Here is a 24702-nt window from a genome sequence, read left to right as displayed (position 1 = left end):
CCATTTACAAAAGCTGCTACAAAGATGAAAAGTGCAAACACCTCTAACAACAATTTCATTGTCAAATCCTCTTTAATTCTTGAACCCGCACAGTTAACTGCCTTAGAACAAGCGTTATGTCTAGCAAAAGGGGATTTAAAGAACTTTGCCAATGAGCCTGATTTTAGTCAAAAGATGGAAGTAGCTTTTGGCGAAGGAGTTGAGGTTGAGTTTTTAAGGACAGCATGGTTAACTGGGAATTTTGGTGATTTTCCTGAGATAGAGATTCGCCATGCAGCAGATATCAAGGGAGTAAATGGCGCTTTTACTACAGCGACAAATAAGATTTATCTTTCACATGAGTTTATTAGTAAGTATCAAGGGAATGTAGGAGTGATCGCCTCCGTACTGTTAGAGGAATTTGGTCACTGGGTTGATTCTAGAATCAATACTAAAGATGCGCCTGGAGATGAAGGGGCAATTTTTTCTACTTTAGTAAGAGGACAACAACTCACCCAAACAGAATTACAAAAATTAAAACTAGAAAATGATCAAGCATTGATCGGGCTTGATGGGCAAACTGTAGAAATTGAGCGTAGCGGTTCTTACAGTGGGAATAATCTTAACGAGGTAGCTACCGGACTAGATACTCTATTATCTCAGCTTCAAGCGGCAGTTAGCGCTCAAGTTTTTGGCAGTAGTTTGCCGCTATTAGGTACACAGCTAAAACATGCACCTAATAGCGAAGTTCAATTTCTCAACAATTTGAGAACAACTATTCAGTCTTCTTTAAGTCAGGTAAACACATTTACATCTTCAACAATTCAGCAAGCACTATTTAATGCCCTTGGTAATGGTGGACAGAATATTCTTAAAGATATAAATGGTAACGGAATTGATATTAATGACATTCAGATAACTGAAACAGCAGATAACCTCAAATTTAGCCTAAACTTAGGAAAAGCAGCTTCTGGATTTATTACTCAGTTAGATAGTAATATAGGCATTCCTGGCATTGGTTTAAGTATTAATGGTAATGCTAACACACAATTAGGTTATGATTTTAAGTTTAATTTTGGTGTTAACAAAACAAATGGATTTTATTTTGATACATCTGATGAGAACGAAATTAATATTAAGTTAGGAGCTTCTTTACCAGGGTTAAATGCTAGAGGTAAACTTGGTTTTCTTGAACTCTCTGCTACAGATGCAGGTACAAAATTTGATGGTGTATTCAAAATTGATTTGCGAGATACAGATAATCAATTACGCCTAACAGAACTAACATCTGTTAACTATGCAAATTTAATTGATACTAAATTATCAGGGGAGGCAGACATTAATTTAAAGCTAAATACTGGCTTTAATAACTCTTCTGTCATTCTACCTTCGCTTAAAACTGATTTTAACCTAGATTGGTCGTTTAGTAATTCTAGTTTTAAACCTGGTCAGAGTCAAAATCTCGGTACTTTGCCTAATGTCGCTTTTAATAACGTTCAGTTAGATTTAGGTTCTTTTTTCAATGATCTTACTCGTCCTATTTTTGGACGCATAGGCAAAATTATAGAACCTGTTAATAAAGTTCTTAATTTTCTAACTACTCCTATTGATTTAAAAATTACCAAATTTAATCTATTAGATATTGTCAAAGCAGCAGGATATATAGATGATTCAGATAAGCAGTTTATTGAGGCAATCCAAGCAATTGGAAAACTTGTTGACACCCCATCTAGCCAATTAGCTATAAATTTAGGCAGTTTTAACTTTGGCAATCAAGATATTCGTGCTAATAATTTTTCTCTTGAAAATGTTAACCCAAATACCAATGGTTCTGCTTCTGCTTGGAATGATCAGGTGGCAGATGGTAGTTCGGAGAAAAGTTATCTTGATAACCTTCTCAGCCTTCCAGGATTAGAAATACCTGTTCTTACTCAACCATCTCAAGCCTTTGGTTTGCTGTTAGGAAAACCAGATGTCAACTTATTCACCTATGATTTACCCGATTTAGAATTTACTCTTAAGTACGATCAGTTTTTTCCTATTATTTATGTGTTTGGGATTAATGTTGCCGGAACACTAACCACTGCCGTTGATCTCAAGTTTGGCTATGATACTAAGGGTTTAAAAGATTTTTCGGATTCTCAAAAGCCAACAGATATCTTTAATGGTTTCTTTATTGATGATTCTGGTAAACCTCAAATTCTTGTTAGCGCAGCGATAGAAGCAGCAGCAGAGGTAAATGTAGCAGCAGCATCGGCTGGGGCTGGAGGCGGTATTATTGGTACTATTGGTCTTAACCTCAAAGATCCAACACCTGGGGATGGAAAAGTACGAGGAAATGAGTTTGTGCAACTCCTCAATAACCCCATTGAAATGTTTGATGCTTCCGGGTTAGTGCAAGCCTATCTTATGGCTTACGCAAAAGTTGCTGGGAAAGTTGTTAAAAGGATCGAAAGTCCTAAAGTAACCTTATTAGGCCCTTACGGTAAAGTTAGTGAAACTCCTCCTCAGCTACACCTTGCAACAGATATCGGTGGTGGCAACTTGCGATTGAATATGGGGCCGAATGCTGCCGCCCGTGAAATCATTAACACAGAAGATGGTGCAGAAGTTTTTACCGTTTTCACAACCGATGGAAAATTGACTGTTTCTGCGTTTAACATTCCACAGACTTATAGTGGTGTTAGCAAGATAATTGCTGATGGCGGTACAAAAAATGACACTATTGAGATCAAACCAGATATTGAAATTTCCGCCGACTTAAAAGGCGGTGCTGGAGAAGATTTAATCTACGGAGGTAGTGGGAGTGACACAATTCGTGGAGGTGCAGATTGGGATCGTCTTTATGGTGGTGATAGGGATGATTTCGTTTATGGCGATGATGGTGATGATTGGTTAGATGGTGGTGCAGGTGCAGACATCCTTAATGGTGGTGCAGGCTTTGATACTGCTAGTTATACAAGTGCTACCAGTGCTATCTCTATTAACTTAGTAACTCAGGTATCAACGGGAGATGCAGCCGATGATGTCTTTCAATCTATCGAACAAATTGTTGGTTCTCGATATGACGATACCTTAATTGGTGATGAGGACAATAATGAATTTGATGGTGGCGAGGGTAACGATTTTATTAGTGGTGGTGCAGGCGATGACAGACTCAGCCCTGGCTGGGGAGATGATGTCATTGATGGGGGTACTGGTACAGATACCTTAGTCATTGATTATTCTTCTTTACCCACGCAGGCTGTCGCTTGGTCAGAACTAGATCCAAATACTAGCGATTGGTTTGTCTATGTCGCTAATGCTTATGGGATTGGCGCACCCATCAAGACTGATATAAATGTATCTGGCAATTATCATGCTACTCTTTCGGCAGATGGGTTAACGGTTGCAGGTTCTGGAATATTGGGAAGCAATGGTAGTGGCAATCAAGGTCTTTGGGTTAAGAAGATTCATAGCTCAGACCCGGCCGTGAGAGTCATTCCTAATAATCAGGTTTATCAACCTCTGCTTTCAGAAGATGGCAGCAAAGTTGTTTGGAGTCAAGGGGATAGTATTTGGATTGCTAATACTAACGGAACTCAAGTTCGACAACTGACCAAGTTAAGTATAAACATTGGCTATGGCGATGGTGACTACTTAGCGACTATTTCAGAGGATGGTAGCACTATCGCGTGGTTACGTAGTAAACGTAACGACAACAAATTTACCTACACAATTTTCATTGCTAACGCTGATGGTAAAAATTTAAGACAGATTAACATACCTACCGGTAGCGGTGGTGTTCGTGAACTCGATCTTTCTGCCGATGGTTCTAAAATTACTTGGTCTCAGGATGGAGGGTATGGCCCAGGTGGGGTATGGGTTGCTAATACAGATGGCACTAACATCAGAGAACTTTCAGGTAATCTTTATGGGTATAATATTAACCCCTCTATATCTGCTGATGGTTCTACAGTTGTTTGGGCAGGTTATCAAGGAGCCGGCTACGCTTCAACCAATCTCTATGCAGCTACTACAGATGGTTCTCGCTTCTGGGTTGTTCCTAACACCGAAGAAGTTGGAGAATTTGCCCAACAATCTCTAGCAGGAGACAGCAGAAGAGTTGTTTTTACTAAATTTAATGGTTCCGACTATTCTCTGTACGTAGGTGACATAGATGGCATAGAGCCTCAAATTCTCATTGATGCTTCTTCACCCAATATAGGTATTGGTCGAGGTCATGCTTTATCTAGCTATGTTGATCTTGGCGTTCGCTATAACTCCTTTGACCCAGCTACAGGTAGCGGTGAAATTTACACTTGGGGGCCAAGTCGCATCCGCTACAGCAATTTTGAAAGGTTCGACATTATCGGAACTCGCTATGGCGATGAGTTATTCGGCGGCAACCTTGATGATTCACTTATGGGTGGCGGTGGTGCAGATACCCTCAAAGCGGGCTTAGGCGATGATATTTATATTCTCGATACTCAAAATGCTGGCGGAAGTCAAATCGAGGATGCTGGGGGTACAGATACTTTAAGGCTGACAACAAGGAATCCTGGCGCTACGAATACCCCAAGAATTACAGATGCTGATCTCTCCTTAGCAGTTCCAACAACAGGAATTTTCGGGATGAGACGGGCTGGTACAAGCTTAATAATTGACCTCAACAAAGACGGAATTGCTGCTTCCAAAACTGACCTCACCATTCTCAACTTCTTTGATACTGTTGGAACTGGTGCTGGAACAGGTTTTATTGAAACCGTCGCTAATTTAGCTGGTGCTGAGATTCTCAGCAAATTACAAGTTGGCGATGATACGATTTCTGGTAGCGCGGCAGATGACTTTATTGATGGTTGGTTAAGTAACGATACCTTGAGTGGTGGTGCTGGTAATGACACCTTATGGGGGCAGGATGGCAACGATTTCCTCAACGGTGAAGATGGCAATGATTCACTCCAGGGAGGAAACGGCAACGATACCCTGACTCCGGGTTGGGGTAATGATGTTGTTGATGGCGGTGCAGGCACAGATGTTTTAGTGTTGGACTACTCTAATTTAAATACTCGTGCCGTAGCTTGGAGGACTCTCTCTGGCACATCAGGTAACTATCTTCAAAAGTTTTTCATCGGTAATGCCTACGGTTTGGGAACTCCACTAAAAATTAGAGAAACCAATTCTGTTAGTGATAAATTTGCTCTTTCTGCTGACGGTACAACTTATGCTTATTACACGTATATAAACTATAACGACCCAGCTAATGGTCTATGGATCAAAAAAATAGATGATTCTGGTGGCCTTGTAAAAATTGATGAAATTGCCACTGAAATTGCGCTCTCAACAGACGGCGAAAAGATAGCTTGGAGTGACGGATGGCGGGTTTATGTAGCTAATACCAACGGAACTGAAAAGATTAGGATTAATCTGAATAATATCAACGGCTATATATACAGCTTGTCCCTTTCAGGTGATGGCAGTCAAGTTTCTTGGAACAATGGGAATCAACTTTTGGTTGCCAATACGGATGGTACAAATATCCGCGAGATAACCCAAAGTTCTACTAAAAGCTTTCTCTCAGAAAATGGTTCTCAAATTATCTGGGCTGGATATCAAGGAGAAAAATATGGCATTTGGTCAGCTAGTACCAGTACCAGTCTTCCAGTCGTAAAATCATTAGTGGACGGCAATCTTAGCTTATCCAGTAGTGATGGAATAAAAGCTATCTGGCAAGACAGATATTTCCTATCTGTTAGTAGCACAAACAGTACAGAAATTCAGCAAGTAGCAGAAAGCTATGATTTTAGGGTTGTTGGTGGATCTGAGCCAGTGTTAGCTGCTGATGGAGCAAAAGTAGCGTTTATCAAAGCTATTAATGCAGATAATCAAGGTTATGGTTCATACGGCTTATACGTCGCAGATCCTTATAAAACTGGACAAGCAACTCTCGTTACTACAGTTAATCGTGATGAAACAAGCAATCACGGGCTTTACGGTTCCCTTGCTCTGTCTTCTTACGTTGATATCGGCGTTCGCTATAACTCTTTAGACTTAGCCACCGGAAGTGGTGAAATTTCTACTTGGGGGCCAAGTCATGTTCGCTACAGTAATATCGAACGTTTTGATATTACTGGAACTCGCTACGGTGATGAATTATTAGGTGGCAATCTTGATGATAAACTCACAGGTGGCGGCGGTGCAGATACTCTCAAAGCTGGTTTAGGCAATGATACTTATATCTTGGCAGCCCAAACTGCTGGAGGCAGCAAAATTGAAGATGACGGAGAAAACGATACTCTCGACCTTACAGATATCAATCTCTCGCTATCTACACCAACTATTGGTACGGCCGGAATACAAAGACTTGGAACCACGCTACTCATTGACTTAAATCAAGATGGTATCACAACCCCAGAAAGTGATTTAAGTATAATAAATTTCTTCAATTCCAGTAGTGCAGGTACAGGATTTATTGAAAAGGTTGATAACCTTTCTGGTACTGATATTTTAAACAAACTGTTTGGTAATTCCGCAAATCAGGCTCCTGTAACCCAGGCAAATAAAGTTTTGCCAGTTGCAGAAGATTCTGTAACTACTCCTTTAGCGATCGCAACCCCAACTGATACAGATAACGATCTCTTAACTATCACTATAACCGCCGTTCCAGAAGCAAGCAAAGGCATAATTCGCTTACCTGATAACACAGTTGTCACTGTTAACACAACCCTAACTACTCAACAACTGACAAGCTTAGTTTTTGTCTCAGTTGTCAACGCCAATGGCAGTGCTGGAAGTTTCAGTTACACCGTCAGTGACGGCAAAGGTGGTACAGCATCTCAAACTATTACTTTAGAGATTACGGCTGTTAATGATGCACCAACTCTAGCAAATGCGATCGCCAATCAAACTGCAACCGAAGACACAGCCTTTACCTTCACTATCCCAGCTAATACCTTTACTGATGTAGATGCAGGTGATGCCCTAACTTACAGCGCAACATTAGCAGACGGTGCAAATTTACCAAATTGGTTAAGCTTCAATCCCAGCACCCGCACATTTATTGGTACACCCACTAACAACTCAGTTGGCACAGTCAATATCAGAGTTACCGCAACTGACAATGCTGGTGCAAGTGTAAGTGATGTCTTCACCCTGACGGTGGCTAATAGTGATACTAATGACGCACCGACATTAGAAAATGCGATTGCCAATCAAACTGCAACTGAAGACAGCGCCTTTACCTTCACTATCCCAGCTAATACCTTTGCTGATGTAGATGCAGGCGATACCCTAACTTACAGTGCAACATTAGCAGACGGTGCAGATTTACTAAATTGGTTAAACTTCAATCCCAGCACTCGTACATTTAGCGGTACACCAACTAACGATGAAGTTGGCACAATCAATATTAAAGTCACCGCAACTGATAATGCTGGTGCAAGCCTAAGTGATATCTTCACCCTGACAGTAATTAACACTAATGATGCACCAACTGTAGCAAATGCGATCGCAAACCAAACAGCGACAGAAGACACAGCTTTCAACTTCCAAATTCCTGCTGATGCTTTCAACGACGTTGATACAGGCGACACCCTAACTTATACAGCGACATTAGAAAATGGTGATGAATTACCAAGTTGGTTAACCTTTGATGCAGCAACTAGAACCTTTAGCGGCACACCAACCAACAGCGAAGTTGATACACTCAGTATTAAAGTCATCGCTACTGACAAATCCCAAGCAAGTGCTAGTAATGTTTTTACCCTGACAGTCCTTAATACTAATGATGCACCCACACTAGAGAATGCGATCGCTGACCAAACTGCCACTGAAGACAGTACCTTCAGCTTCATCATCCCGGTGAATACCTTTGCTGATGTAGATGCAGACGATATCCTAGCTTACTCGGCAACTTTAGAAGAAGGTGCGGCTTTACCAAGTTGGTTAACGTTTAATCCCACTAACCGCACATTTGCTGGTACGCCAATTAATAGCGAGGTTGGCACACTCAACATTAAAGTTATTGCAACTGATAAGTCTAGTGCAAATGTTAGTGATGTCTTTACCTTGACAGTTGCTAATACCAATGACGCACCGATACTAGCGAATGCAATCGCTGATCAAGCCGTTGCAGCCAATAATACCTTCACCTTTACCATTCCCGAAAATACTTTCTCTGAAGTAGATACTGGTGATATCCTCAGCTACAGCACCACCTTAGAAAATGGTGATCCCTTACCAAGTTGGTTGAATTTTAATACTGATACTCGTACCTTTAGCGGCAATCCTACTACTAACAATGCGGGTATTTTGAATATCAAAGTTACAGCCAGCGATAATCAAGGAACTACTGTTACAGACATTTTTGCGTTGACAGTAACAGCCTCCAATATCAATCCTGGTAATGATACTAATAATTCCCTTTCTGGTACATCTAGTGCAGATGTTCTCAACGGCTTTGGTGGTGATGATTATATAGAAGGTTTAGCTGGGAATGACACAATAGATGGTGGGATTGGAAGATTTGATCGGTTGTTTGGCGGTGATGGAGATGATGCAATTACCGATCCAGATGGAATCTTAGGAGCGCATGGTGGTTTAGGCAACGATACAATCAACGTTACTTTTGCTGCCAACTGGGATAATGATAGTAATCCCAACAACTCCCCACGTTCTGATGGCAAGATTACTGGAGGCTACGGCGACGATAACATTACAGTAACGATGAATAATAGCAAGTTCTTCATCAACATGAAGGGTGATGAGCCAGTTAATAACGCTCAAGGCGGTAATGATGTAATTACACTATTAGGAAGCTACCAAAATGCAATTGTTGACCTGGGAGGTGGCGACGATACTTTTATAGGTGGCAATGGCAGTGATAATGTCTCTGGTGGTGCTGGCAACGATACCATTTTTGGTTTCGGAGGTAATGACAACTTAACTGGCAATGACGGTGATGATATTCTCGTCGGTGGTAGCGGTAACGATCGCTTAACTGGTGGTAGTGGGAAAGATATTTTTAGCTTCTCTTCTCTTGCTGATGGCATTGACACCATTACAGACTTTAGCGTTGCTGATGACAAAATTCGTGTCAATGCTGCTGGGTTCGGTAGTGGGCTTGTAGCTGGTAATCTGGACGCATCACAATTTGTCTTGGGTTCATCTGCACAAGATGGAAGCGATCGCTTTATCTACAATCAAGCAACTGGCGCTCTGTTGTTTGATGTTGACGGTATAGGGGCGAATACTGCCGTTCAAATTGCCACTCTGTCAAATAAAATTGCGATTAACTCTACAAGTATTGTAATTGTCTAACGCAAACGCAGGGTGGATAAGTGTTGTAAATGTAGCATCTTATCCGCTCTGCCTTGACAGACTTAGCATTAATCAACCCTCCACCAAACTGACAATTGGGTGCATTGTTATTGGTGACTTGCTTTGGGTCTTGGGAGTCCGGCATAGGTCAGTTTGGGCAGGCTTAAGCGTTGTTATTGTAAATACTATCACCTTTGTTTTTAGGTCAACTGAAACGAAATTTCTTTTAATCTTGCCTAAACTCCATTTGCGCGAAATGGTCTTGCAGCAGTTTGTGGATGAAGCGGTAGCGGCCACCGACACGCTGGAGCAGCATACGCTCGGTGCAGTAGTCGAGGAAACGGGCGTAATTCCAGGGGATGTAGCCGTTACAGTAAAGGATGAGGCGGAGAGTAAAGTGTTCAATACAAACTCTACCGCTAATTAATCCACTAACTAACCCAAAAACGAGTCCAGTGATAGATGCAAAAAGAGTAATATTTAAAGTCGTCGAGAACCATGCTTCTGCTGATACAGCTTCTTGAGGAAAGCTAATCTTTAGGCTCAACAAACTAAGCCAACCGATTAACCCACTCATCAACCCTAAAAAGAAACTAAGGCTCAATCCATGAATTATCCCAGTGACCCCAGCATTAATTACTGAATTTGAGATACCTTGATTTGGAGTGACTTTTGCTTTCATCTCCAAATTAACAAGTCCATCATTTAGAGCAAAAAGTAATCCCAATAGCAAACCAAAGAGCAACGTAAAAAATAGGTCAAATATTAGCCCAAACATTACTGCATAAATTAACACAATTGTTCGATGAAAATTTATGGCTACCCCATTAGAAATTACATCAATAGTAATGGCAATTATTAAGCAAAAAATTGTAATAAACATCCCAATCTTTGCAGCTAGAACTAAACCATTTTTAAAACCCAATTTAGCTCTTTTCCAAGACCAAATTAGAGTCTCAATAGGTTTTATTTCTTTGTTTAATCCAAAAAAAACACCAAAAACTGGTGCAGAGATTAAACCAATACATAAACCTGCAATTAAGCCTTCAATTAATCCGAATCCTTGAAGGATGTCTAACAGTTCTCCAATTAGACCTGCAATTAGACCCACAACTAAACTAAAACATAATACAACAAGACCTCCAATTAGGTAAGCCTGAACTCGATATTGTTTTTTGAGAATACTATCTGCTAACCAAGATGGTTGCATTTTTTCAATTAAAAATTCAGTTTGTGATTCTCTTTGTAAATTCTGCGCTAACCATCCAAGCCAAAAGCAAGTTCTCGCAGCATTAGGAGCCTTATTTTTAACAAATAAATTACTATTAATCTCTCTTGTTAACATTCGCTGCACATACGCATTGAGCAAATGCTCAAGATGCTCTTGGGTAGACTCTAAATGCTGCCATTTACTAAGAGATATTTCTCTTGCTGCTATAATGGTAATACTAAGTAGTAAGGGAGATTTAACTAACTCCAGTAAATTGAAATCATTGTTAATAGTTTCCCATAAATCAGCATTATTAATTTCAATGAGATATTTGTTTATTTGCTTTTTAGTTAAAGGTTTTAAGCAAATTGCCCCGTTAATCCGAAGGTTAGTTTTATAATTTTGATATTCTTGAGAACGACTGCAAATTACTATAGATGAAGATCGATATTCTCCTCGCACTAGTTGATTAATAGATTTAACACAAGCCTCTTGAAATATTGGTTTAACTTCATCTAAACCATCTAATAAAAGAAGTAATTGTCGATTTATTAACCAATGCTGACTAAGCTGTTTTGTAATACCATACTTGGACTTGAGTTCAACTACCAACCATTCACTAATTGGTTGATTTTTATCTTTCCAAGAGGAAAGATTAATTAATACTGGTATAGGATAAGTAGGGTTTTCTTCAGCCTGCTTAATTAGTGCTTGTGCTAGTTCTAACTGTGTAGTTGTTTTACCCGCTCCTGGCGCACCTAAAATCAACAATTCACCGGCTATTTCTTCAGAATCAAAAACTGATAAGATAGTTGTATTCTCTGAAACGGGTTCAGGTGGTTTAGTCCCAATTTTTATCTCCGCATCCCAATATCTTTTTACTTGTTGCAGTTGTAACTCTTTTCCCAGATTAATTAGCACAGTGTTATGTAGAGATTGTTTCAGTCGCCCATTAACTTCATGCTTAACATCAGCTAGTACTAGTCTCTGATTTTCTGGTCTTAAAAAGTTTGCTTCTGGTGCTAGCTGCTGCCCAAAGAAAAAATTCCAAATGTCACCACCTATTCTTTGGGCGTTCACCGTGTCGGCATTAATCAACCCACCACCAAATTGGGCATTTTGTAGATTATTATTGTTGACTTGCTTTGGTTTTTCTGAGTCTGGCATGGATTAGTTTATTTGGGCAAGCTTAAGCGTTGTTACTGAAAATAATATCACTCAAGTTTTTGAGTTCAACAGATGCAAATTCTTTCTTAATCTCGCCTGAACTCCATTTGGGCGAAGTGGTCTTGCAGCAATTTGTGGATGAAGCGGTAGCGGCCGCCGACACGCTGGAGTAGCATACGCTCGGTGCAGTAGTCGAGGAAACGGGCGTAGTTCCAGGGGATGTGTCCGTTTAAGTAAAGGGTAAGGCGAAGGGCAAAGTGTTGAATGCACGCATCACCACCATAAAATAAACCCCATGTCAGCACCAGTGTTAGCCCTAATCCTAGCCTCCATACTGGCTCTAAAAATAGCCACCAAATCTCGTTATGAGTGAATACATAAATCAACCCATAAGATCCTATTGCAACAAGCCCTAAAAAAACAGCATTGAATCCGGACTTCCAAATACCTTGATTCGGAACTTTTTTATTGTCTATAACTCGGTCAGGTTCTTTAGAAAGAGAACCATAAAATAGACCTAAAATTATTATTAAATTCAGTATAAAATTTCCTAAAGGTATCTTTAAGGAAATTGATAAAAGCATCCAAGGCAACATAGTTACAAATATAGAAAATAGTAAAATATCTACATTGATTGGGAAAAAAGTGAGTTTTTCTACTAAAATTATCGATTTAGGTTCCATATCTAAAATCAGCCCTAAAATTAGACCTGTAATCAAACCCATAAATATTTCAAAAATTATAAATAAAATACTAGCTAATATATCATGTATCATTAAAGCAAGACCAATTCCAAAAATCGAGAATATGCTTAAAGTATATAGAAAATAATAACTGAAATTTTCAAATCTGCCATTTAAATAACTAGGCTGTATTTCTTCAATTAAAAATTCAGTTTTAGATTGCTTTTGTGTTTGTTTGGCTAACCAAACAAGCCACATTTGAGTTTGTCTAGTATTAGGAGTTTTGTTCTTCAAATATGTCCTACTGTTAATATTTCGTGTCAACATCCGTACTATATAGACATCTAGCAAATATTGAACCCGGTCTGCTGTAGAAGTTAAATGCTGCCATTTTTCAACAGATATTTCTTGAGAGGCTAGAACAGTAATGCCCAATAGTAAGGGAGTTTTTACTAACTCTATTAAATCTAAGTCGTTACTGATAGTTGACCACAGTTCTATATAATTTATAGAAGTTAAATAATCATAAATTTGGTTGTTAGTTAAAGGCTGTAAGTAAATCGCACCATTAAGTTGTAATTGAGTCGCATAGTTACTATATTCCTCACTCCGACTACAAATAGCTAAATAAAGTGGTCTATCTTCGCCTCCTAAAAATCGATTGATTGCATGAACGCAGAGTTCTTGACGTTGTGGTTCAAGTTCGTCTAAACCATCAAGTAATGGTAGTAATTGGTGGTTGTCTACCCACTCTTGGCCAAGCTTTTTTGAAACCCCATATTTAGATTTAAGTTCAGCCACCAACCAATCAGTTATAGATTGCCGATCATCTTTCCAAGAAGATAAGTTAAATAAAACGGGAACAGGATAATCAGACTGCTCTTCTGCACGTTTAACTAATTCTTGAGCCAGTTCTAGTTGTGTGGTTGTCTTACCTGACCCTGGCGCACCCAAAATTAGTAATTTTCCTGCAATTTCCGGGGAATTAAAAACTTCCAAGATAGTTGTCGTGTCTGAAAGAGGAACGGCCGGCTTCAAGCCGATTTTTATTTCTGCATCCCAAGGGCGTTTTACCTGCTGGGGTTGTGACTCCTTCCCTAAATTAATCAGCACGGCATTATGTAGAGATTGCCTTAACCGCGCTGTAACTTCTTCCTTAGCTGCGGCGAGTAGTATCCGTTCGTTCCTTGGTCGAGCCGGATTGCCTATTGGTGTTGTCTGCTGTCCTAAGAAAATATTCCAAATATCTCCGCCAATTCTGCCAGCATTGACATTCTCAGCATTTATCAACCCGCCTCCAAACTGGGCATTGCGTAAGTCGTTGTTATTGACTTGCTTCGGGTCTTGTGAGTCCGGCATGGGTCAACTTGAGAAGTCTTCAGTGTTATTGTTTTGAATATTACCACCAATTTGCTGTGCATCGACAGTATTGGCATCCACTATGCCACCTGCAAACTGAGAGTTCGGTTGATAGTAAATTGAAACTTTATCGCCAGTCTGAGCTAGTAACTGATTTTGCTGGTCGATGGTGGAAAATAGCTGATTAATTACTTTGTCTTTATCTTCAAGTCTTGCTTGATACTGTGCTTCCAATGTCTTAGCCGCAAATTCATACCCCTGCATGAAATCGTTGTGAATTTTCGCCTTATCTGCATCAGGGGCAACAGCCACTCTAACTACAAGAATGCCATCGCCTTTCTTTTCAATGCTTTGGACATCCAATTGTGCGCCTTGGTTTTCGACTTCTACCTTTTTGAAGGAGTAAGCGAAAGCATCCCAGTCGATACCATTGCGAAAGATTAGGTCAACGGTTTCTAGAGATTTCTGGAATAACTTGGTGAACTCGCCAGGGGCAAAGTTACCACTGCTGGGGCGGCGTTCTTGTTGTTCGTGCCGAAGATAAATATAGTCACAAGTCACAAAATTGAAATTTGTACGTTCATTAGTATTCCAAGCTTCAATACAAGCACCAGTTAATATTGCTCTTTCAAAATTGGTGTACGCTGCCGTAGTTAACATTAAATTAGCGTGGCTGAGATCCGCATCTACAAGATTAGCTCCTGCCAGATAAGCTCTTACAAGGTTTGTTTGAAGTAACTTGGCTTTTATCAGGCAGCTACTACTCAGATCAGTTTCTGAAAGATCAGCATAACTTAAATCTACCTGACACAAATTAGCACCTAATAAATTAGCTTTATTGAGAAATGCTCCACGCAAATTAGATCCAGTTAAATCAACGCCTGCAAGGTCTGTATTTTGTAGAAAGGCTCTAGTAAATAAAGTTTTTCGGAGAGAAGAACTGCCAAAAGTAGAACCAAAAATAACAGTATTACTAAAATTAAATCCATCTAAATCAATTTTATTAAAATTCAAACAGCTAAGGTCAGGATTTATATCTGGGTTATTTTCTCTCCACGCATTCCAAACCTCCACCCCCTGTCTCAGTATCGCCAGATGCTCCTCATTCGCCATCTTCAGCTAACCCTTCTGCTCACCTGTTGACAACAAACTATTCCGCATCTTGCCACCCGTCGATTGATGCCAGCAGTATATTAATCAAAGGATTATCGATTAGTTCCTTCAACGCCTCGGTTCCCCCAGCCTTCAACGCACCTATTACCCGTGCTTTTAATGTTGGGTTACTCTCAATCTCATCTACAGCCCTAGCCACAACGCTCATTTTCTCCGATGTTGTAGTCGTGGGGTAGGTTTGGCTCAGTTGGTTGAGAAGCTGCTGAATGTCTGCTGCGGCTTGGGCGAGATTCTGCTTTTGCTCTGGGTTGTAGTTGGTGATGTTACCGCCGATTTGGTTTGCATTTACTGTATCGGCGTTGACTAGACCGCCACCGAATTGAGCGCCTTTAAGATCAAAGCTAGATTGTTTCTTAGAACTTTCTGACATAGATTCGCTTTCTGATTTAGCTATATTTTGAATATTTATAGACTGACTTGTAGCCATTTTATTTATAATATTTAACAAATTTGCATTTTGTTGTAAATTATCTTCATAAACTTGACGATAAATGGTCATTTGATTGTTTTTATTTTTTAATTCTCCTTCGTATTTCGCTTCTATAGCTTTCAGTGCATTTTTGTATTTTTGTCTAAAAATATTAGAAATATTTGCTTTATTGGCTCCTTCAGGAACTTGAACTTTTATGACTAAAACATTATTATTCTTGTTCTCAATACTTTGAATATTTAGCTCGACACCTTCATTATCAACAATTATTTTATAAGTAGACAAAAAAGCTTCCCAAACAATCCCCTTTTTGAATGTGAAGTTAATGCTCTTATGGGAATCTATATTATCTGAATTTACTTGTCCATTCTCTTGATGAATTCTAATAGGATAAATATATTTAAGCTTTTTAGCATTATTCCAACAGACGTTAGTTAGGTTAGCTTTTTCAAAGTTTGTATTTTTTAGTTTGGCATGACTGAAATTGGCATTACTTAAGTTGGTTAAATGAAATTTAGTGCCTTTCATAGCAGCAACAGCTATGGAAATTTCTTTAATACCAGTCTCATACTTTTTAGAAGTTGTAACAAATATTCCCATATAGGCACTTAAAATCACGAAAATTCCAGTAAAAATTCCAGCTTCATAAATATTAAAAACTGAGATAATGAAAGAGAAAAGAATAAGAATAGTGACAATAATAGTGAAAAAAAATTAAAACAAGAAATTTTTCAGACTCCAAAACTGCTATTGCAATTCCGGCACTCACCGCAATACTCATAATGCCAACAACAGTAAAAAATATAATAAAAATGATAGTCACAGTCAAAGCAACTGCTACGGCAAAATTCCCAAGAACATTTACTTTAGCATTGGCAGTAATGTCTAAAATAATACTGGTACTTACTGCCATAGCTACTGCCACAGTAAAGACCAAACAAAGTGCTTCTAAACCTGCTACAAATTTCTTATGAATAGTAAAAGCAACAGCAAATATAATTGAACAAATTATGCCAAATTTAAAGCTAATATTGATATTATTAGAAAACGTAAGAATGGCTGTTAATACAATATGAGTAAATAGTAAACATATCCCTATAACTGCTGTCAATAAAGATGAAATTATAATCAATCCAATTGCCCAATATAACGGTAGCCCAGCTTCAGCATGACTAAAGTTTGCACCGCTCAAATTAGACCCACTAAAATCTACCCCTCGGATATCTGCATAGCTAAAGTTTGCCCCGCCCAAGTCTTCGCCTTTGAACGAACGACCTCTGAGATTTTGACCAGAGAAATCTTTTAGCATGGTTAGGCAAATAAAAGCGATAGTTTATACTGTATAAAGCTTAAGTATGTGCTTGTACGGAGTTTAGCACAAGATTTCTTGGCAAGTAAACCGATATTGGTTGCTATAATCTCTTTTTCAGTTTGTATTGGTAATACTCCAACAGATTCACTAATTTTGCCAAATTTCCAAGCACATCAAGCGTGACGGTAGGCGTTGGTTCTGGAAGACGCTCAAAGTTCAAGGGGCGACAATCGCAGCTAAACACCGCCAGCTAAAGGTTTGGAAGGCAAAGACCCACTGAAAAATTTGTGTGCATCAGCCATCAGACGTGCGATCGCTAACTTGAGAGATAATTTTAAGTTGATTGATGTCTGTCGTCACAGTGAGAAGACTTGGTATCAAGCGAACTGGTTCACGGTTAACGTCGAGAACGTACAAGCCTTGTGGAATCGCATTTGTCAAAATCAACAGATCGATGTGAGCAATTTGGACATATCGATCTGCTCACAGCCGGCAGATCATAACAGAGACTTCCCTCTCAAAGACTTCGCTTCACAACAACACAGTGCTGTTGAGCTTGAAAAAAGTGAGGAAGTGGAAAGCAAGATTTTGGAATGTGAGGAGGAACCAGAGTTACCCCAGATTACTCACTTTGTTGAAGAGATAGAACAGGTTGACTCGATTACCGAGACAGACCATCATGAGGGCCATTCTTCCGCCGCCCCTGTTGGATCAAATTTTCATGATAGTGATGATGATTACACCGAGCCACAAGAAAAATCAGTACAACCCAGTCAGCAGGAGGTTCAGGAGGTATTGCAACAGCTACGGGAAATACCTTGTACGCCTCAGTTCCGGTTAAACGGAGAGATTCAGCGTACAGTCAAGCGTTACTGGGCGAATGTGCCGGGTGCGATAGCGAAGCGCTGCTGCTTTCAGCAGATCGCGTATTTGAAGGAGGCAGTACGGACTTGGAAGGGGGTTAAGTCACCGGAGGCTGTATTCGTGGCTGCTTGTAGGGAGGGGAGGAAGCCGGAGTCAGTGCAAGTTAAATCGGAAGCGATCGCTTGGTTTGAGTGGGCGAGGCAGAAGCGGATTGTGATTGCGATGTCGGGTGAGGTTGTGTACACGCTCCTTGGGGGAGGCTGTGGCATTGGCTCAGATGATGCGGCGGTATCCGATGGGGGAGTGATGTCAAAAGTGATTGACAACCACCTCATGAGCAGGACAAGAACAAGTATAAAGTTTTGTAAGATTTTTAGCTTTTTGCAGAAAAGTTAAATTTTGAAGTGACTACTTAGTAGACTCACAGCTAAGTATCAGATAGCTAATATTTAACATTACGTAAAGACGTTAGAAAGATTTTGATTATGCCTAGACTTACAGTTCTACCCAGTATCATAAGTACTCCTGATTCCGAGAATTTGTCACTGTACACATTGCAACATACATGAAATGCACTGCTTATGCCAAAATATCGTGTTAATGAAGTTTAAAAACTATCAGAAATCTGACAGTTAGAGAAAATTTGGAATTGCAACAGTCTCTAACTAGCGTATTAGGAAATATGCTAAATGCTGCTCAACCTGCGGAATCGTGTTCTCAAAATATTGACCAGTTTGAAGGATTATTGACTGCGAGTCATCTGTTTTTTAAAATCACAAAAATATCTAAATTCAACCATTAAAAGAAGCTTCAAACAAGTTATAAAATGTTCGGTTACAACAGCAAATCTAAATTTTTCATATCGCTGTAAATATTTCTTGTGCGTTTCTGCCCAGCTTACAAGACTGAAAAAATTTGCATCAAACTGATTTCAGTACTTATCAAAATTACATCGGTTCACAAGTCAGGTAGTAGCTTGGCATTACACCAACTCTTCAATGTTATATGAACAGACAAACAATGCCATTTTCCAAGCCCCCATCCTGTCTCAATCGCATTAGTCAATTCTTCCGGTTTAAACAGTTGGAAACAAACTTCCGCACAGAATTACTAGCTGGCTTGACGATTTTTATAACCACGGCTCCGATTCTGGTCGTGAATGCTCATATTTTAGGAAATGCGATATTTCTACAGCAGGCCGGAGATTTATTGGAGCAAATTTTGGTGGCACTTGCCCTTTGTGCTGCGGTATCTAGTTTCCTAATTGGAGTACTAACTAATTATCCTTTTGTCCTGGGGTCGGCGACTGGAGCCGCCGCACTATTTACCTTCTCTATCGTGCTAGGCATGGGAATGAATTGGCGATTGGCACTAACTGCTGTCTTAGTCGAGGGAATTCTCTTCACAGCGTTGTCTGTCAGTCCACTCCGTCGCCAACTGCATAATGCCATTCCCAATTCGCTAAAACAGGCGATGGTGATTGGCTTGGGTCTGTTTCTCTCATCTATTGCGCTGTCGGGAAAAGTCGCTTCTTCCCAGGTCGGTGCAGGGATCATCGTTGCGAATACTGCCACGCTGACCAGCCTGGGAACACTGAAGCAGCCAGCTACGCTGATGGCAATTTTTGGGATTTTATTGACAATACTGCTTACGGTGCGGAAGGTCAAAGGCGCATTCCTGTTTGTGATTTTTGGCACGGCTGCGCTCGGTTGGCTGACAGGAGTAGCACCCCGCCCTAAAGGCATTCTCGCTCTGCCCCAGTTGCCTCAAGACTTGATTGGGCAAGCGCTCGTTGGAGTACAATATCTCTCCTGGTCGCAACTGGGAAATTTTGTGGCAGTCGTCTTTGTGCTGCTATTTATGTCCTTATCCGATGCGATGAGTTTCAATGTGTTAGGGCGACAAATCGACTGCATGCAGCCCGACGGTGAACTATATCGATCGAAACAAGCCTTATTATCCAACGCACTCGGAACCGTCTTTGGTGCAATCGTGGGTAGTACTCCTGTCATGCCCTATCTAGTAGCGGCTTCTGGAATCTTTGAAGGTGGGCGTAGTGGATTTGTTGCGATTGTGGTGGGGTTACTCTTTCTCATTTCGACGTTGTTCACACCCTTATTTGCCGCGATTCCGGCGTTTGCTACTGCTCCTATTCCTCTGATGATTGGTGTTTTAATGATGAGTGGTGTGCGTCTGATCAATTGGAATGATTTAGCAGAGGCAATTCCGGCATTTGTGGTCATTTTAATTACACCCCTAACTTTTTCGATCGCCGATGGCATGGCAGCAGGGTTTATTGCTCATGCGGTTGCAACTGTTGCTCAGAGAAATCGACAAGGGACGCGATCTAGTCTAGTTCTGGCAGGTATTGCTGTAGCTTACTTCACGCTGATCACGATACAGGCTTAGTCTCAGTATGATTGCTAGTGGTTGAATTAGGAGATAAAAGCGATTTTTTTGCTGAAGATTTTTACTATAAAATATTAATTAGTAGCATATTCCAGAACTCGTTCCCATTCCCAACGCCATGCAGTCTCTACCATAATTTCCTTCCCATTGGTGAATTTGATAAACTCTGTACCGTTGTCATAAAACAAATCTGCAACAAGTTGATTGCGTAAATCGTACCCCCATAATTTAGCGGCGGTATTCCACCACCTTTGTCCAGGTGATTCTAGATTTGGTAGTTCCAGGTATTCATCACGCCATCGGCTTCCATTGTTCTTGCAGCGTCAATTGTTTTTCAGCCTCACTTAAAAACGGGGTGTTACTCATAGGTGGGTGTTTAGTTCTGCTCTTGCTGTCTGGGTTGTGTTTTTTTTGTGTCCAAACAGTTCAATTACCTGAATATGGCAAAACAGAAAACTCCACTTACCTTTAGATATATTTACGTAATAGTGTGATATATCTAGCTGTAAGCTTTTACTACATTGCTTACGATGAAAAAAAACAACCCCAACACAGGCATAGTTAGGGTATTTCGTGCTGCAAAAACCAAGATTTTATTACTAATCTGCGTTTTTATGATGAGTGTTTTTGGTATTTTGTTATCAAATTTGTTGATGACAAGCCAGACAGCCTTCGCAAAAACCGATCTTTTGCAACCAGCACCTAGTCAACCACTAGGTTATTACGATTATTTTGGCAAACTGCTGAGTCCTGAAGAAGCGGCAGAAATGCTTGTAAAAAAGGGACTTGACCCGAATGACCCTATTTCTTATCAGCGAGTAGGGGCTATTAAAATTACTCAGGAATTAATAGCTCAAGGTGAAAATATATTCTTCAACCGTAAAATTGGCGATACATTTGGTTTGCAAGGTGTATTCGGTCTTGGTCAGGGATCTGCGATTCTTGCAGAAGAATATGCCAGAGCAATTAATAATTTGCAAGGTCAGGCAACGAACAACTTACAAATCACCCTCTTGAAGGATATTCCTTTGGGTAGTAAGACGTTTCTCAAGGGAACTGCCATTAATACAGGCTTAAAAGTGGACAAGCAGGGGAATATTGTAGGAAGTGCGCCTAATGGTGACATTACTTGTGCAATTTGTCATGTAACTCTTTCCAAGGAAGGGAAACGTCTTCCGGGAGTCCCGAATAGTGAACTTGCCTTTCCTTTTTTTCTTGCCATAGCACCAAATTCGGCGGCGGCCTTTGCACGGGCAAAATTCAATCCTCTAGATCCACAATATCAAGGTGATGGCAAAACTATTATTGACAGTAAAGGTAATGTAGTCAGATTACCAGATCCGGAAAAGTTTGAAAAAGCTTTTGATGATGCCTTACTAGGTTTACCTTCTGGAAATTTTGAGAGTTCACCAGATGGCATTAATAACACCACGCAAATTCCGAGTTTATTCACCTTTAAAAGTCAGCCTTATGGTGCAGACGGGGCTGCGGCTTTTGGCCCATTTGGAGGACTGACTTCTCTTACCAGTGCTGTCCATTCTTCAGAAATTAATTTGTTGGCTGCGGCTCAATTAAGTTCAAAAACTCTTGGTATTGACCCAGAAGTTTATATTGGGACATTTCTCCAAAATGCGGCTGACCCACGTCTACGTTTACCAGAAGGAGTGACATTAAAACCTTCAGAATGGCTACGAGGAGTGCTTGCCCCGAATCCTACACAAGCAGAATTAGAAGACCAAGTTGCTGCACCTGATACAGGAACTTACCCTGATTTACAAATCAATTTATTTACAAGCAACGGTTTGGTTTTCAGTCCAAATACTGGTAATCCTAGAGATATTGCCAGTGGGACTTTCTTATTTGCTAACAATGCTATGTCTGCTTTTCAAAATAGCTTAGTACCACCTGCTAACCAGACTCAAGAAAATTGGCAAGCATTAAACAGCAATTCTGTGAAGCGCGGGGCGAAAATATTTGAGAAAGCTAATTGTGCAACTTGCCATATTCCGCCCTTCTTCACTGACAATAAAATTCATCCTCTTGATGAAATAGGTACTAATCCAGCTCGCGCCCAGTCTCGTCTTGCGGTGAAGAATTTGCTAGTGCCATCCAAGTTATACACTTTTAATACTCCCGTTCCGATTCCAGATAACGCTGAAGTGCTGGATGTACCAACACAGGGTATTTCCGATACTCCCACAACTCTGCCTAAAGGTATATTGCCTAAAGGTGGTTACAAAACTACTTCCTTACGTGGTCTTTATTTAAGCGCGCCATATTTGCATGATGGTGGTGTAGCAGTACGAGCAAAAAGTCTGAAAATTAACCCCAATGGTAGTTTCACTATTGCTGACAAGAGTGGATTAGGATTAACTAACACTCTCAACCAAGGTATACCTGCCGATGCTGCTAGCAGCTTGCGTGCTTTAGTTGATCGTGATCTTCGTGCGTTAGTTATCAAAGCTAATAAAGCTAATCCGGGGTTAGTGTTTAGTAACATTGATGGTACAGGTCATGATTTCTATGTAGATCGGCAGGCTGGGTTTAATCCAAACCAGCAAACAGACTTGATTAATTTCTTACTAGCACTTGATGACTATCCTGGTAGCTTCTAATTGAAACTGAGGCTAATACAAACAGTAAATCTACCTTTGACAGTTATCACTTATTACTAAAATCCTTGGTGAAACACCACATCAACTGGTAGTAGACGTATGGTGCTGGGTAGCAGCAGTCCCTCACCATACGCCTTGATAACTGTTTACTGCACGCTAACTTGGAGAAACAGTATTAGGGAGTTGCATTCCCAAATATGAATTTTTGTTTAGATCCAGGGCTTTGGGAGCTAAAAGAGAGAATATTCTGACTCCTAAGCAAATTTTTACTTTAGTTTTTTGAGGGATTATCGCATGGAAATAGTCAGAAAGCTTCGCATTGCTACCGTCATTGCTGTTGTTGGCTTAACTGGTATGAGTGCCTGTTCTACAGCACAAGCTGCACAGTTATTTAATTTTCAGTATTCTTTTCCCAGTTATGAAGTAAACGGTACGCCTATTTATGCTAGCGGAACTCTTACTACAACTGATCTAGATCCTATTAACAATAGTTACACAATTATAGGTATAAATGGTAAACGAACAGATAAAGGAATTACAGAGACAATAATTGGTTTGCTATTACCTGGTACATATGGTGTCAACGATAATTTGTTGAATGCGAGTCAGCCACTGTTAACCACGAATGGTTTTTCTTATTTGGTTTCTGGTAGTGGAGAAGATGGTTTGGGGAACGTTAATGTATTCTACAGTAGTTTCAACGAAGGTTATTCAGAGCTTTCAAGTGATGTAGATTATGGAAACTTTAGTATTAATCCACGTTCTGTTCCAGAACCTCATACAGTAGTTGGCTCATTACTTGCTATTGGTTTTGGCTGGTGGAGAAAACGAAAGCAAGCAGTAGCTTTTCAAAGGGTCATAAGCAGGGAAGCATCCCCGACAGACATTAACGCTATTAACACTTAACTTTTCCCTTCATTAGAAGTCGCCAACCATTAGGCAATGCTTGGGGTAAAGGGAGAGCGACTTTAATTGGCGATGCAGCACATCCTGTACAACCAAATCTTGGACAAGGCGGCTGTATGGCAGTAGAAGATGCCTTTGAACTCGTCAAGTTGCTCAAAAATAACCCAAACAGCGATCAAGTGGTGTCAATGTTACGTCAATTTGAGAGTATTCGTAGCAAACGAGTCACTCGTGTATTTACGACTTCTCGGCAAGTTGGTCAGCTTGGACAAACTAACGGGAGCAATTGGATGTTTCCTACGAGATTGGATTTATAGGTTGACTCCAACTTGGTTAGCTGACTTGCAGTTTAAATGGTTGTTTGATTACCAACCATCTTGGGAAGAATAATCAAAATGTTGTGGCCCAATGGAGTGGGTGCGATGGCGCAAGTATCTACACCCTGATAATTACTTGTTTGTTAACTGAAGTGAATTATGGCGATCACAACAAAGCGATCGCCATGTCAATGCAAGAGTATTTGAATTGGTCTGATGAATGCGGTAAGCTCTTCTAATTAATCAGCTATTAACTTACTTCATCAGTTATAAAACACTGTTATGATTCAGGGTAAGTATCCAGACAATTGGAAACAACTAGCCACAGCATTGAAAGCGGCTTCTAACTGGCGTTGTTCTAAATGCGGTAGGGTCTGCTTACGGCCAGGGGAAAAACCCGATAATTTAACTTTTTCTGAACGTAAAGCCCACACATTGCAAGTCCATCATTGGAATAGAGATCCGTCTGACAATCGCTTAGAAAACTTAGTTTGTCTGTGTAGTGGCTGTCACCTGTCATACCACCGTTTTGGCAGAGGTAATGTTTCTCCTGGGCAGTTGTCACTGTTTGCAGAGCAGAAAGTTAGTTAACTAACTTGATTAGCTTTGATGAAGCAACTTTCACCCAAATCCAAAAGCCATACTACAAATTTACTAGAGTGTCGCTGTATGTGTTTGTCTAATATTGTGATTGACCAAGCTAATCAAGCAGATGTGGCAGGAATTATAGCGTTAGCCCAAGCCAATGATCCAGAACATGGTGGGATGTTGCTAGGTCGTCTTGAAACTGAAGCAGTAAGCAAAACCATCTCGCAGATGCCCAGTATTGTTGCCCGTAAAGATAATCAAGTCGTAGGATTTTTACTGACTTGGCCAAAGGCAACAGTACAGATGCCAATTATAGGCACAATGTTACAAGTCTACCCCGGTAATAAAGACGCTTATTTCAATACCTTAGCCAAAATAAGAGCATAAAGAGGT

General features: G+C 40.3%; 14 protein-coding genes. 9 read left to right on the top strand and 5 right to left on the bottom strand.

The genetic code is table 11. The features are described from left to right. The first annotated feature begins 24 nt into the window (after positions 1-24). On the top strand, positions 25-9276 hold the full coding sequence (locus ACN222_RS27440; protein ID WP_419756917.1) for a putative Ig domain-containing protein: 9252 nt from the start codon (positions 25-27) through the stop codon (positions 9274-9276). 226 nt (positions 9277-9502) lie between these two features. Here ACN222_RS27440 and ACN222_RS27435 read toward each other — a convergent pair whose 3' ends face one another. The 5 genes from ACN222_RS27435 to ACN222_RS27415 all read right to left on the bottom strand — a co-directional run bounded on the left by ACN222_RS27435 (position 9503) and on the right by ACN222_RS27415 (position 16607). After that, positions 9503-11653, bottom strand: a complete 2151-nt coding sequence (locus ACN222_RS27435) for an NACHT domain-containing protein (protein ID WP_010999684.1) — start codon at positions 11651-11653, stop codon at positions 9503-9505. Positions 11654-11739: 86 nt separating this feature from the next. Next, complete coding sequence (locus ACN222_RS27430; protein ID WP_010999683.1) at positions 11740-13695, bottom strand: NACHT domain-containing protein; 1956 nt, start codon at positions 13693-13695, stop codon at positions 11740-11742. Between the two features lie 3 nt (positions 13696-13698). Then, a complete protein-coding gene (locus ACN222_RS27425; RefSeq protein ID WP_010999682.1) occupies positions 13699-14808 on the bottom strand; it encodes a pentapeptide repeat-containing protein in 1110 nt (369 codons plus the stop codon). A gap of 37 nt (positions 14809-14845) precedes the next feature. Continuing rightward, positions 14846-15916 carry a pentapeptide repeat-containing protein gene (locus ACN222_RS27420; protein WP_190449794.1) on the bottom strand — a complete coding sequence of 357 codons (1071 nt, stop codon included), beginning with the start codon at positions 15914-15916 and terminating at the stop codon, positions 14846-14848. A 34-nt stretch (positions 15917-15950) separates the two neighbouring features. Further along, positions 15951-16607: a pentapeptide repeat-containing protein gene (locus tag ACN222_RS27415; RefSeq protein WP_190449796.1), complete on the bottom strand. Its 657-nt coding sequence runs from the start codon at positions 16605-16607 to the stop codon at positions 15951-15953. Between the two features lie 261 nt (positions 16608-16868). On the opposite strand from ACN222_RS27415, the gene ACN222_RS27410 reads away from it, so the two are divergent. The 8 genes from ACN222_RS27410 (at position 16869) to ACN222_RS27375 (ending at position 24696) form a co-directional block, all read left to right on the top strand. Further along, positions 16869-17870: a hypothetical protein gene (locus ACN222_RS27410; protein ID WP_231865598.1), complete on the top strand. Its 1002-nt coding sequence runs from the start codon at positions 16869-16871 to the stop codon at positions 17868-17870. A gap of 609 nt (positions 17871-18479) precedes the next feature. After that, the gene (locus tag ACN222_RS27405) at positions 18480-19883 is read left to right on the top strand and encodes an NCS2 family permease (protein ID WP_010999679.1); all 1404 of its coding nucleotides are present in this window, start codon (positions 18480-18482) and stop codon (positions 19881-19883) included. A 530-nt stretch (positions 19884-20413) separates the two neighbouring features. Then, entirely contained in the window at positions 20414-22498 is a 2085-nt protein-coding gene (locus ACN222_RS27400; protein ID WP_010999678.1) for a di-heme oxidoredictase family protein, read from the top strand. Positions 22499-22792: 294 nt separating this feature from the next. Then, positions 22793-23404 carry a PEP-CTERM sorting domain-containing protein gene (locus ACN222_RS27395; RefSeq protein WP_010999677.1) on the top strand — a complete coding sequence of 204 codons (612 nt, stop codon included), beginning with the start codon at positions 22793-22795 and terminating at the stop codon, positions 23402-23404. 11 nt (positions 23405-23415) lie between these two features. Continuing rightward, positions 23416-23721, top strand: a complete 306-nt coding sequence (locus ACN222_RS27390) for an FAD-dependent monooxygenase (protein WP_084789149.1) — start codon at positions 23416-23418, stop codon at positions 23719-23721. A 44-nt stretch (positions 23722-23765) separates the two neighbouring features. Continuing rightward, on the top strand, positions 23766-23960 hold the full coding sequence (locus ACN222_RS27385; RefSeq protein WP_084789148.1) for a hypothetical protein: 195 nt from the start codon (positions 23766-23768) through the stop codon (positions 23958-23960). A 43-nt stretch (positions 23961-24003) separates the two neighbouring features. Continuing rightward, positions 24004-24312 carry an HNH endonuclease gene (locus ACN222_RS27380; protein WP_010999674.1) on the top strand — a complete coding sequence of 103 codons (309 nt, stop codon included), beginning with the start codon at positions 24004-24006 and terminating at the stop codon, positions 24310-24312. A gap of 18 nt (positions 24313-24330) precedes the next feature. Continuing rightward, entirely contained in the window at positions 24331-24696 is a 366-nt protein-coding gene (locus ACN222_RS27375) for a hypothetical protein (RefSeq protein WP_010999673.1), read from the top strand. The last annotated feature ends 6 nt before the right edge of the window (positions 24697-24702 follow it).

It is taken from the genome of Anabaena sp. FACHB-595, from assembly GCF_048568275.1.
In the GTDB taxonomy this organism is placed as follows: Bacteria; Cyanobacteriota; Cyanobacteriia; order Cyanobacteriales; family Nostocaceae; genus Trichormus.
This window is presented reverse-complemented; position numbering and strand designations above follow the sequence as displayed.